Source organism: Geobacter sulfurreducens PCA, assembly GCF_000007985.2.
Taxonomy (GTDB): domain Bacteria; phylum Desulfobacterota; class Desulfuromonadia; order Geobacterales; family Geobacteraceae; genus Geobacter; species Geobacter sulfurreducens.
The window spans coordinates 2947859-2960662 of the sequence record NC_002939.5; the positions used below are offsets into that span (position 1 = coordinate 2947859).

The 12804-nt window shown below is 63.7% G+C and carries 9 protein-coding genes; 5 read left to right on the top strand and 4 right to left on the bottom strand.

The window, feature by feature from the left end:
• Positions 1 to 19: 19 nt before the first annotated feature.
• Together GS_RS13445 and GS_RS13450 are read left to right on the top strand one after the other, a co-directional pair.
• Positions 20 to 1360, top strand: a complete 1341-nt coding sequence (locus tag GS_RS13445; protein ID WP_010943311.1) for a hypothetical protein — start codon at positions 20 to 22, stop codon at positions 1358 to 1360.
• Positions 1361 to 1421: 61 nt separating this feature from the next.
• Positions 1422 to 5150, top strand: a complete 3729-nt coding sequence (locus GS_RS13450; protein WP_010943312.1) for a hypothetical protein — start codon at positions 1422 to 1424, stop codon at positions 5148 to 5150.
• A gap of 211 nt (positions 5151 to 5361) precedes the next feature.
• Here GS_RS13450 and GS_RS13455 read toward each other — a convergent pair whose 3' ends face one another.
• The 3 genes from GS_RS13455 to GS_RS13465 all read right to left on the bottom strand — a co-directional run bounded on the left by GS_RS13455 (position 5362) and on the right by GS_RS13465 (position 9384).
• A complete protein-coding gene (locus GS_RS13455) occupies positions 5362 to 7428 on the bottom strand; it encodes a C1 family peptidase (protein WP_010943313.1) in 2067 nt (688 codons plus the stop codon).
• A 99-nt stretch (positions 7429 to 7527) separates the two neighbouring features.
• Entirely contained in the window at positions 7528 to 8427 is a 900-nt protein-coding gene (locus tag GS_RS13460; protein ID WP_010943314.1) for a DMT family transporter, read from the bottom strand.
• A gap of 48 nt (positions 8428 to 8475) precedes the next feature.
• The gene (locus GS_RS13465) at positions 8476 to 9384 is read right to left on the bottom strand and encodes a DMT family transporter (RefSeq protein WP_010943315.1); all 909 of its coding nucleotides are present in this window, start codon (positions 9382 to 9384) and stop codon (positions 8476 to 8478) included.
• A gap of 307 nt (positions 9385 to 9691) precedes the next feature.
• On the opposite strand from GS_RS13465, the gene GS_RS13470 reads away from it, so the two are divergent.
• The 3 genes from GS_RS13470 (at position 9692) to GS_RS13480 (ending at position 11224) form a co-directional block, all read left to right on the top strand.
• On the top strand, positions 9692 to 10174 hold the full coding sequence (locus GS_RS13470) for an Hsp20/alpha crystallin family protein (protein ID WP_045667546.1): 483 nt from the start codon (positions 9692 to 9694) through the stop codon (positions 10172 to 10174).
• Between the two features lie 128 nt (positions 10175 to 10302).
• A complete protein-coding gene (locus GS_RS13475) occupies positions 10303 to 10740 on the top strand; it encodes a DMT family transporter (protein WP_010943317.1) in 438 nt (145 codons plus the stop codon).
• Positions 10741 to 10762: 22 nt separating this feature from the next.
• The gene (locus tag GS_RS13480; protein ID WP_010943318.1) at positions 10763 to 11224 is read left to right on the top strand and encodes a DUF2127 domain-containing protein; all 462 of its coding nucleotides are present in this window, start codon (positions 10763 to 10765) and stop codon (positions 11222 to 11224) included.
• 11 nt (positions 11225 to 11235) lie between these two features.
• Here the strand turns inward: GS_RS13480 and GS_RS13485 are convergent, their stop codons facing one another.
• Positions 11236 to 12792, bottom strand: a complete 1557-nt coding sequence (locus GS_RS13485) for a 4Fe-4S binding protein (protein ID WP_010943319.1) — start codon at positions 12790 to 12792, stop codon at positions 11236 to 11238.
• Between the last annotated feature and the right edge of the window lie 12 nt (positions 12793 to 12804).

Below are 12804 nucleotides of genomic sequence, written 5' to 3' on the forward strand. Positions count from 1 at the left end.
ACCGATTCAGGAGGAATCCATGAACGCAGTACGATTCTTTGTCATTCTGACCATGCTGGCCCTGCTGCCCGCCACCGGTCATGCCAAATGGTGGATCTTCGGGCAGGCGGAGAATGAGATCTCCACCCGCTACCTTTATCTGAACGGCATCTCCTACGACGAGCTGGGTGACAAGGTCACCATCTACCGGGAGACTCTGGACAACGGCCAGGTGGTCCTGCGGGGCAAGGCCGCCACCAGTTCGTCGGCAGTGGGCTCGGTGCAGGTCAGCACCACCAACAGGGAACGCTGGGAAAAGGCCCGCAAGACCTCCGACGGCAGCTTCGAATATGCCTTCCGCCCTGAAACGGGCGCATCCTACGTGCTCTACGTCAAGATCATCGACACCACCGGCAAGACCAACGACGTGGATGCCACCCGCAAGGAGATCGTCATCTCCGACCGGAACATCTCGGCCCTCATCCGCCAGGCCCTTGATGAGCTGGTTGCGGCCTACCGGGCCGAAGACCCGGCCCGCTTCATGGCCCTTGTCAGCGAGGATTTCGCCGCGGACCCCGCCGTGCTCGACCGGGCCATCCGCCGGGATTTCACCGCTTTCGACAACATCGATCTGAGCTACACCCTGAACAACGTAACCGCCGCCAACGGCAAGATCTACGCCGGCTTCACCTTCAGCCGCAAGTTGACCTCTACCCGGAGCGGCCAGACCCTCTCCGACAAGGGTTCCAGTGAGTTCATCTTCAGCCTCGGGGAAAAGGGGCCGCTGGTGTTCAGCATGAAAAATCCTCTCATCTTCGGCCTCTCCGATGCCTCCAACGTGGCCACGGGCACGGTCAACACCGGCACGAACGAACCGGTGATCGTCGTGACCAGCAGCGGCGACGTTATCACCCAGCCGTTCACCGAGGCCATCACGACCATCGACAATGGCGGCGTGGTGCAAACGACAGCTGATACGGTAGAGGCGGGCAGTTTCACTCTCAGTAACAGTTGCCCCGAGGACTCGTGCATTCAGCCGGGATTCCTCTTCAGTTCACAGGAAGTGACGAACATGTGGACCGGTGACATCAATCTGGAAATCAACCTCATGTTCATCAAGAGCGGCATCGGAATCCAGAACCTGGGGGCGGTCGGCATCAATACGGTGACCTCGGCCCCCGCAAGCGGCTATGTCGTTTCAGACGGAACCGGCCTTACCGGCTTCATCGTCGGCGACAACATCGGCAACACCTTTGCGTTCCAATTGCTGAACGGCAAGTACGCCCTGCTGGAGGTGGTCTCCTACACCGATCTCGGCGCTGCCAAAACCCGCTCAACCTTCCGATACAAGTACCAACCAGACGGAACCCGCAATTTCTAGCGGCACCAGTACCGGAGCCGGCAGGGAACGTCCTGCCGGCTCTTTTTGCAGGAGGAGATCCATGAGAACCCTTATCCGCTGCGTCCTGTTCTGCCTGCTGCTCATTCCCGCCGCGGCCCGGGCCGATGACCAGGTAGCCATGGTGCAGGGACAGATCCAGATGGCTCAGGAGCGTCTGACGGCATACCAGGGGGAGCTGAGCAGCACCCTCTCCCTGCTGCAGAAAACTCCCAGCGAGGCCACCTTCCAGAAGATCAGGGACCTGCAGGACCGGATCCGGCGCCAGGGGAACGTGGTGGACACCCTGAGAATGGCCCTGCAGGATGCCCGGGCCGCCCAGAGCTGGAGCGCCCTGGTGAGCGACATGGCCAAGAACTCAACCATCCTTGGGCTGGGCGCCGACATCGGGGTATCGGTCTATCAGTCGGGCAAGTGGATCTTCGGTGCCACCGATGATGAAATTTACGGCGAGAACTGGCAGCAGGTGGAGAGCTACAACGCGAAGCTGGTGGCCGAAGCTCGCGCCATCCGGGATGAGTCGAAGGCCATCCTCGGCGCCCTTGACCAGGTTAAGGCCCAGCTCAATGCCGGCGGCTCCGAGGAGCAGCTCCGCTCCCTGGCTGAAACCCTGTCGGCGCGGCTCCGGGAACTGCAGACCCGAGGGGAGCAGGTCAAAAAGAACATCCGCCTGCTGATCCGCATCTACCGGGCGGAAAAGGAAAATCTCCCTGCCTCGACCCTTTTTCACGGGGTCTTCATGGGGCGCTACACCGAAAAGATGGTGGAGGAATTCGACGCTTCCAAGCTGGTTGATCTGGTCATCGACGTCATCAAGGGGGATACCAACGACGCGCTGATCAAGCTCATCAAGCCCATGGTCAAGACCGCCGTGGGGGACTATCTGGCCAAGAATGCCGGCGGCGGGCACCTGACCCCGGAGATCACCGACGACCTGGTCTTCAAGATCCTCTTCGGCGGCGAGAGCGGCTTCGACGCCCTGATCCAGGACCGGCTCGGCGACGAGGCCGGCGGCGCAGCCATCAAGGGGCTCGTGAAGGAAGTGGTCGCGGCCGAAGCGAACCACGTAATCCTCAAGTCCAATCAGCAGTTCTACGGGGCCATGAAGCGCACCCTGAGCACCATGCCTCCCACCGCCGACATCGTCGAGCATACGTTGGTGGTGGACACCACCGACCAACTGGTGAAGGAGCACAAATCCCTCGTGGAGAGCGGCGCCCGGGCCAAGGCCCAGCGGCTGGCCCAGACCGGCGAGGCAATCAAGAAAGTCTGGGACCTGGTGCTCAAGGACGCGGTGCAGGCATACCTGCAGAAGGATTCCTTCAACAACGCGGTCAAGGCGGCCGACGAGGCCTGCGAGACCTGGCGAGGGGAATGGCGCAAGGTCAGGGATGACATGATCCTGACCGAGGATGAGTACGTCAACCACCGCTGGTTCAAGGGGGGGCAGAATGCCGCGGCCCCTCCGAAACAGGTTGTTGGTGGGACGGAGGATACCGGTAAGACCTATGCGGCGTTCAATCCAGAAGAAGCCGGCAAGCTGCTCGAAGCCCGGAAGCGCCTCGTGGAGTCGGGTGTCGGGGAAGGGGGAAGTGCCGGCCTGGGAGATTTCGACGCCAACGAGGACGGCCTGGTGGTACTGGCCTGCAACGGCGGGATTCCCCTCGGACGGGTCGGCTTCGTCCCCCTGCGTGATGTCAAAAAGCTCACCTCCGCAGCACTGTTCGCGCCCTGCGACGAACTGAGCATCCGGCGCAGTGCCGAAATTGAGGCGGGATACAAGGCATGCGAACACCTCTGGAATCCGCAGTCGGTCAACGAATACTTCGCGTGCAAGGATGCCATGAGGGTCAAGAACAATGCCTACGCGGAAGAGATCAACCGGTGCATTGACACCAATGTCACCCAGCCCCACCAAGCATTTGCCCAGCGCCGGTTGGAACGGCACCGGCGGCTGAACGACTGCGAGACGAAACGCTATCAGGAAACGGTGAGGCGAATCCAGGCGGAGATCGCCCCCGCCGTCTCCTGGGCCGAGAGCGTGAGGGGTGACGTAGAGCGGCTCCAGGAGGCCATCAACAAGCTGCGGCGCTCCGGTCTCATGTACCCGGAAGCACCGCCGCGGCTCCCCGCGGACATCGGCGCAGCCGTTGAGGAGGAGGAGTACGACACCGCTTCTGCCGACGACAAAATTGCCATGATCCGAGCCAATCTGGGCATCACCAGGGGAATCGACGTGGCGGGCCTTGAGAGTGCCCTGGCCAGGGCCGACTTCGTGGTGGACTGGGCATCCGTTGACTCGGGCGGGACTCCGTACCTCTGCAAAGAGTTCGTCCTGAACAACCAGCCCGGAATCGAAGAGGTGGAGTGTACCGGGGGCTATTATGCCCAGGATGAGCAGCTGCTGCAGGACATGGCCCTGATCGCCACCATCAACCCATCGACGGTTCAGGAACTGGTGAGCCACGGCCGACAGCTTCCGGAGGTGGCCAACCGGCCCCTCCTGGAAGCCATGACCGGCTTCTCCCCCCAGGAAAGCGTCAACCTCTATCGGCAGGGGATGAGCCAGCGGAACCGGGCCAGGGCGGCCATCGATGGGGTGAACAGCCGCCTCCTGGACGTGGAGAACGTCCTGTCAGGCTCCTCCGTGGCGCAGATATCCCTCTACTACGACTACCAGTTCACCCCCTGGAAGGTCCGCCGGATCCCGACGCTCCTGGGCCAGGACCTGGACGCCCTCGAAGGGCACATCAGGGAAATGCGGACCCGCTTCAACGCCGACAGACAGGTGGTCATCCCCGACTATGATGCCCTGCGGCGCGAAGCAGAGGCCGCCAGCGGCGCGGTGGCGCAGTACCGGGAGATATACGGGCGGTATGCCGCCCTGCTGACCAAGCACTTCCCCACGGCGTTTGTCGATGAATTCTCCCCTCCCGACCTGAGCGGTCTCGTGTCGGCCATCGATGCCCAGGCCTTCCTGGCGGAGCGGTATGCCGAGGAATTCAAGCGGGCCGCCACGGCCCTGGATGAAATGGAACGGGAGGTACAGGCCCTCCGCCGCCAGGAGGAGCAGTCCCTGAAGGGGCTGGAGATCTACCACCAGGCCAGGGCCGGCGCCGTCAAAAAGGCCGCCGGTTCCTGCGCCGCGCTCCCCGCAGACCCGGAGGGATGCCTCAAGGCCGTTGAGGAAAGCAAGGCTCAACTGCTGGCAATAACTCTGCAGGGAGACATCCTGACCCACTTCCCGTCGCAGAAGTACCGGGACCGCCGCGACGAAATCCTGGCCGGCTCCCGAATTGACTACGACATCTATGCGTTGGAGGCAAAGGCAAAGGCGGCCATCGAACAGCGGGAACAGGACGAAACCCGGAAACGCGAGGACCGGGAAACCAACGCCCCCCTGAGAATCGCCGAATTCTATCAGCAATTCCGCGGCGCCTATGAGGGGCGCAACGATTCACAACTCATCAGCTTCCTTGGCGACGACTGGGAATCGGGCGACGGCACCACCCTTGCCGACCTCCAGGGCTACCTGCGGAACAGCTTCTCGGTGTTCGACGAAATCCGCTACACCCAGAGCAATCTCCAGATCCACCCTGCTGCTCAGGGGGGTTACCGGGTCACCTACGATCTGGCCATAATCGGCAGGATCTATGCGGACAACCTGACCCATGAGGAAAAATCCACCGTCAGTGAGGAACTGGCCTTCGACAACGGAGGGAAACTGCGGATCACAAGAACCACCGGCGGCCGCTTCTGGTCGGTGCAGTAGGCTTATTCCGCTGGAATCAACGTACTAACACGTGCATTGACTATTCGCCCCCCCTCAGTCGCCCTTATAAAATAGGGGGTAAGCCGAAGGCGGGGGGATAAGATGCGCTGTCGAGTAATCAGGTTTCGTCTTAGTATAACCGGGCGAGTTAATGACAAGGCCCCGCCTGACTGCTGCCGGCGGGGCCTTGTTGTTGACGCGTAGCGCTTCCTCAGAACCCGCGCAGGCTTTCCACCCGCGTGATCAGAGTCGCGCCCCGAATCCGCTCCAGTGTAGCGGTAACTACCGCCACATCGTTATCGAAAGAGCCGTGGGCAAGGGGTATCAGGCCTTGGCCGTCCGAAACCTTTTCCCGTTCCTTGCCGTGGACCCGCACGGGCCCCATTCCCCCCATGAAGTTCCGCCACACGTCCACCTCGCCGGCGGCGCGCTGGTTCCAGAGGTCTGCCTGGCCGGGAACAGGACGCCACGCCCCTTCCATACCGAGAATCGGCATCTTGTGGTAGTCCTCCAACGCCCGGCTCACCAGGTAGAGGAGTGATTTGCCGTAGGGACCCACGGTGTCGGCGCGCTCCCGCTCGTCGCTCAGAATATCGAAGAAGAGGCGGTTCCGATCCACCAGCCCGCGATTGACGGCGGGAACGTAATGGGCCAGGGCAAAACCCACGGTGCAGGCCGGGGCGTAGAGCGAGATGCTGGCCACGGGGATCTTTTTCTGACCCAGCCGGTCCAGGAGATGTCCATGGAGGATGGAACCGGCCGAGTGCCCCACGAGATGGATTTCCAGGGAGGGAATCTGTTTCCTGAGCTCGGCCAGGTGCCCGGCCAGGAGCGTCAGTCCGGCCTCGCGGTCCGCCGCGGCCGCGGCATTCTGCTTCATCTGCATCCAGACCGGTTTGACGAGCAGGTTCTCGCTGGCAACCTCCACCGAGCGGTCCCGGGCGTCCTCCAGCCGGTTTTTGATGTCGTCCCACCACCCTCGCGACGGGTCCTGTGCCGAGGGTTTGAAGAATTTCCCCACGGCATCTTCGAGCATGCCGGCAATGCTCTCGCCGAAGCCGGTTTTCCAGGTCACGAACAGGGGATAGATGTCGTTGGCCAGGAAGTAGGGGGCCATGACCCTGATCCGCTTGATGGAGGCATCCTCGTCGTTGAGCCCCCCGTGGGCGTAAATGGCGAGCTTTGGTGCGCTCCTGCCCGACAGCCAGGCCAGCGGCAGGCGGTAGGTGGCCTCTTTCACGGCGCCGGCGGCATCGGACACGTCGAGGAACCGGTTGATGGGGCAGCCGTCATTGCCGAGCACAACGGTGTGCTCATAGGCCCGGGATTCACTCAGGGGCTCCACGGCCGGATTCACATAGGTGAAGGGCTTGGAGGTGCTGCCCGAACTCCAGTACCACGCAGCCTTGCCGTTGGCCACTTCCTGGAGGGTCATGCTGCTCATGGTGCGCCCCTCGCCGCTCACGAGCATGGGGGCGCCCAGGACCGCCACCCAGGCGTCGGAGCCATGCTGGATCCAGTCCTCGTAGGTCATGATGGCGAACCCCAGGTATCCCCAATCGTCTCCCCAGGAATTCTGCACGATGAACCCCTCCGGGGTGTAGCCCACCAGGGCGAAGGCGTGGCCCCCGGTCTCACCGGGTTGCATCCGGATCACCGGCAGGGTTGTCGAAGCATCCAGGAACCACCCCTTGTGGACCGCCGCCGAGACATAGACGGCCCCCACTTCGTTGATGGCCGCCTGCAGATCTGACACCGAATCCTTGTCGACCCGGTAATACGCTCCCAGAGGCCGCTGGGCCGCGTCCTGCTGCCACCCCTCCTTTGGGGGGACGAACTTCTGCTTGTAGGGCCAGAGCAGGTCGGTGCAGATGCCGTGGCGGTGCCACCCTTTCATGGCCCCGCGGCAGCTGGAGCCTTCGTAATCCTCACCGGGCCACTCATCATAGATACGGGCCATGTGGTAGAGCATCCGGGGACTCACCCGGGGAACCTTTCCCCCCTTGCGGCCGCGCTGTTTCACCTCCTCCAGATGTTTGCGCCAGTTGAGGTAGTTGATGACCGCGGCCAAGCCGAAGCCGGTGCAGGCCCCTTCGGTCCCCTGGTCGAGGACCAGTTTGTGGACCTTGGTATAGTCGGCCAGAAAGGTGGTGATGAACGACGGATCGGGGTACTGGGGGGGAAGACTTACCAGTGGCGGATCGTAGCGGCGGTCACGGTAATCGACACGGTCGGGGCGGGCGTCGAAAATCCGTCCCTGGATTTCTCGCGTGGGCATGGCGGCCTCCTTGTCACCAGCGGGCATAGGATAATGCCCTTATTTGATTGATGAAAGTCTGCCACACTTTTCAATGGTGACAAGGAGGGAATATTGTTTTTACGGGCGGCCGGACCGGTTCCGGGGGCCTACGGCCAGCAGCGCGAGGCCGCCGAAAATGAGCAGGATGCCGCCGAGTGAGGTGAGGGTAAGGCGTTCGCCTACCACCGTTACGCCGAGAATGGTGGCGGTGAGCGGCTCGGCCAGGGAGAGAGTCACGGCGCTTGCCACCGGCACCGTTTGAAGCCCCCGGGCGAAGAGGCGGTAGGAAAGGGCCGTGGCAATGAGCCCCAGGTGAAGGACCACCACGGCACCGCGCACCGAAGGGATCCAGGAGAGGTCGGCGCCCACCAGGAGCGGCGCCAGTAACAAGGCCCCGAGACAGAAAGCCACAGCAATGACCGCATCCGGGGAGCGGCCGGCCAGAAGCGTTTTGATTGCCAGGGTATAGGCCGCATAGGAGAGCCCCGCGCCCAGGGCCAGGGCGATGCCCAGCGGATTGACGCTCACTTCGCCACCGGTGGCCAGGAGCAGGGAACAACCGGCCACGGCAAGCGCAGTGGCACCGGCCCAGCGCCGCCCAGGCCGCTCGCCGAGCACCAGGAATGCCAGAATCCCGGCCATGACCGGCGAACTGCCGATGCCCACCATGGTCCCCACTGCCACCCCTGTCGTCTTGACCGCCGCGAAAAAGGTCAGCTGGTAGGAGGCGATGCAGCCTCCCGCGCAGAGCGTGGGGATGAGGGGCCAGCGCATGCCCTTCGTGAACCCGCCCCGGGCCACGGCCAGGAGCAGGAGTGCCAGCCCCCCCACCGCCAGCCGGAGGGCGCCGATGGTCATGGGATTGGCCCCCACGGGAGCGAGGGCCTGGGATGTGCCCGTGGTCCCCCACAGGATCGCCGCCGCCAGGATGAACCACGCCCCTCCCCTGCCCGCTTGTGCCATGCCGCTACCGCCCATGCCATGCCTCCCTGTTGTTCCCGTCTGCCGCCATACCTCTGTGCCGCATCACTTCGCCCGGGCCAGGGCCACCACGGCGCCCAGCACCAGGGCGGCACCCGCCAGTTGCACGCCCCCCAGAGATTCGCCCAGGATCAGCGCCGCCAGGACCAGGGTCACCACCGGCTCAAGCGTTGAGAGGGTCGCCGCGTCGGCGGCCCCCAGGCGTTGCATGCCGGCGAAGAAGCCGACCATGGCCACCACGGTGGAAAAAAGGGCTATTCCGACTACGGCTCCCCAGCCGGCCAGCCCCGTGGGCCAGTGAGGCCCCTGCCAGATCACGGCGCAGCCATAGACCGTGGCCGCCGCAAGCATGATGACGGTTGCCGCCGGAATGGCGCCGGTGCGGCGAGACACCTGCTCCCCCACGAGGATGTAGCCCGTATAGATGACTGCCGCGCCGGCGCCGAACGCTATTCCGGACAGGCTGCCGGTCAGACCGTCGGCCACGGTCAGCAGGATGCCAATGAGAGAGGCCGCAACGGCCGCTACCTTGAGGGGCGTCAGCCGCTGACGGCCCAGAGCTGCCGAGGCCAGGGTGACCAGGGCCGGGTAGAGATAGAGCAGGAGCGCCGTAAGGCCGGCGGACGCATAGCGCAGGGACGTGAAATAGCAAAAAGCCTGGCCCACGTAGCCGATGGCGCCCATGCCGACCAGTATCCATAAATCGCGGCCCCGGGGCCAGGACAGGCGCAGGACGGGCATCAGGGCAGCCATGAGCACCCCCGCCACCAGGAACCGCAAAAAGAGAACCACGGCGGTGGAGGCGCCCGAGGCAAACGCCACCTTGCCGAAGATGCCCAGGGCGCCGAACCCCACGGCCGATGCCGCCACAAAGGCCGCCCCGGCCAAGCGGGGGCCAACGAGAGAGTGGCTGACGCGGTCCTGCCGGGTAGTGTGCAACGATTCGAGCGCCATGCGTTCCTGTTCCTTTCCCGGCCGCCACATACCGGGGGGCCGGCCGCAAATGCCGCATAGTACACGAATGCGGCGGTTCTGTCCTCTATTTTGAGCACATGACACCGAGCCACCGTACCCTGCTCACATTTTATTATTGACATCCATTTTCAATAAAATACAATAGAAGCAAAAGGACTGATCACTACGAAAGGGGTGTCGAGTCATGAGACGTCAAACTGAACTCAAGACCGTTCACAGAAGTGATACGGATAGAATGCATACGGTGAAAAGATCGACCAGAAGCGGCTCCTCAACGGACAGAAGCATGTCGATGGCGACTCCCCGCGAGAGCATGCCCATGTCGTCAACTGTAACGAACCCGTTCCGCGAAATGGAGCGGTGGTTCGAGGAATCTCTGAACCGCCCCTTCTTCGGCATGAACTGGGTTCCCTTCCGCAACCTGATCAACGACCTGGGGAATACCGGCGAACTGATGCCCGCCGTAGACATGTTCGAAGAAGGGGAGCACCTGGTGGTGAAAGCCGAACTGCCGGGTATTTCCCGGGATGATCTGAACCTACGGATAGTGGATGGCAACCTGATCATTTCGGGCGAAAAGAGGTCCGGGGAAACGGTCGAGCGGAGCAACTACCTGCGGCTCGAACGGCATCACGGCTCCTTCACGCGGACGCTGAGACTGCCTGATGGTCTCGATACCGAACACATCAAGGCCAGTTTCAGAGACGGAATACTGGATGTCCGCATCCCGAAAACCGAAAGCACCGTCCGGCAGATCACCGTGGAATGACCACCCGGCGTCACCACCGCAGCACAAAGGGGAAGCCCGAAGCTTCCCCTTTTTACGTCTCTTTCCTTGCCATCCCCGCCCCGTGAACGTACAATGCCTCCGCACCCATCAGCGCCCCGGAGGCTTTCATGTCGAACCTCGTCCTCTTTCTCCTCATGATGTGCGGCGGCGTGTTCATCGCCGTCCAGCCGTCCATCAACGCCCGGCTGGCCCAGAAGACGGGCGTGATCGAGAGTTCCACCGTTTCCTTCGCGGTGGGGGCCCTGGCGCTCCTGATCGTGAGCATCCTGGTGGGAAGGGGGAGCCTGCGCGGCGTCGCCGCGGCGAACTGGTGGGAGTTGACCGGTGGGCTGTGCGGCGCCTTCTACGTCACCCTGGTCATCTTCGCTGTCCCCCGCATTGGCACCGCCGCGGCCATGGCGGCCACCATCGCCGCCCAGTTGGCCACCGGCCTGCTGCTGGACCACTACCGGCTCTTCGGCTACCAGGGAGCCCCCTTCGACCTGAAGCGGGGCATCGGCGTGGTGCTTCTGCTGATCGGCGCGGCGCTGGTGTTCCGGCGCTAGACCCGGCCGGGGAGTCCCTGCCATGGAACCGAACAGCCGCGACATTGCCGGCGTCCGCACCGTCGCCCTCTTCGAAGGGGCCAAGGGAGCCCTTGTGATTGCCGCTGGCCTGGGCCTGCTCGCCCTGATCCACCATGACGTCCAGGCTCTGGCCGAGGAGATCGTCTCCCATTTCCACCTGAACCCGGCAAGCCGGATTCCGCGCATCTTCCTGGAAGCGGCGAACGCGGCCAGCGACGGGCGGCTGAGGCTGCTGGCGCTGGGTGCTTTCGGCTATGCCGGACTGCGCTTCACCGAGGCCTGGGGGCTCTGGCGGGCCCGCCCCTGGGCCGAATGGCTCGGCATCGTTTCGGGCGGCATCTACCTACCCCTCGAAGTCTATGAACTCGTTGTCTCCATCTCTGCCGTCAAAATCGGCACCTTCCTCGTGAACCTCATCGTAGTGGCCGTGTTGGTGCGGGCGCGAATCCGGGCACGCAGGTAGCATCCAGGCCGCTAACCATAGGGATCGCCGCCCTTCTCAACCGGAACCGGGCCTTGAAACTCCCTGAGCGGCGTCCGGTCTTTCACCGCAAAGACCTCAATTCCGGCCTTCCCCTCCACCGGACAGACGTTCTCGCAGATCCCGCAGCCATTGCACAGCTCATCCACCACGTAGGGGACCAGCAGTTCCACCTGCCGCCCCTGGTCGTCCGTGTCCAGAACCCGGCGCGAGCGGATCGCCTTGGCGGGGATGGGACAGTGCTCTTCGCACACGATGCAGTTGATCTTCTTGGCAAAGGGGAGGCAGTGGTTGCGGTCGAACACGGCCTTGCCGATGACCTCCCGCTTCTTGGCCGGCACCGGCAGGTTCGGGATGGCTCCGGTGGGGCAGACCTGCCCGCAGAGGGTGCAGTTGTATTCGCAGTAGCCGAGCCGGGGGATCAGCACCGGTGTGTAGAGCCCCTCCACCCCTGACTGCAGCACCGCCGGATAGAGGGCGCTCCGCAGGCAGACCTTCATGCACTCCCCGCACCGGACGCACGCGGCGAGGAATGCCCCCTCGTCCCGCACCCCCGGCGGACGGAGCACACGCGCCTGTGCCGCGGGATCGCGGAAACGGAAAAACCTGGCCGCCAGGAGCCCGCCGATAACGCCACCCAGCAGAACCCGGCGCTGGGGCAGAAGCGGCCCCTCCCCGGCCAGGGGCGAACCGGGCAGGAAGCGGACCCGCGCCGAGGGGCACCGCACCGCACACTCCATGCAGAAGATGCACTCTTCCTTCTGAAGAATCTCCCGGTCGAAAGAGGTGGGACAGAGTCCGCTGCAGGCGCGGCAGTCGGCACAGAGTTTTTCAGGACGGCGATTGAACGGCGAAAAGCGGGCGGCAAGCCCCAGAAGCGTGCCCAGGGGACAGAGACGGCGGCACCAGCAGCGGGACTCGCATCCTTCCAGCCCGATCACCCCCGCCAGGATGAGGGCGGAGAGGAAGGCCAGGGGATAGGCCGTCTCCCGGAATGGCAGGACATGGTCGCGGATCAGGGCATAGCCCGGAGCCAGCAGGTCTCGCCCCTCCCCCAGCACCCGGTAGAGCCCGACCCAGGCGCCACGGGTCGTGTCGCCCAAGAGGGGATGGAGGGAGAATGCGAGACCCCGTACGAGGATGGCCAGAGGGTCCAGCAATCCGGCCAGGTTGATGCCGGCCAGGGCTGCGCCGAGCAGAGGAAGAAGCACCCAGTACTTGGCATTTCCCGTGAACAGGGAGGGTGCGCCCCGCCGGCGGAACCGGCCGCCGAGGAGGTCGAGAATAGTGCCGAGGGGACAGATCCAGCCGCAGAAAAAGCGCCCCAGGAGCGCCGTGGCAACCAGGAGCAGCACCGCCGGGAGCAGCAGCCAGGTGAATGCCTTTGCCGCCAGGAGATACGCTGCCGCCACCAGCGGGTCAGCTCGGAAGAAGGCGTTAACCGCCCCATTGATCTCGTCCCTGCCCCGGTACTCGGTGTTAATGAAGAGGACAAGAAAGAGGACCAGAAACAGGAGCTGGCTGATCCGCGCCGAGGTAATCCGTTTCATGGGAGTCCCATG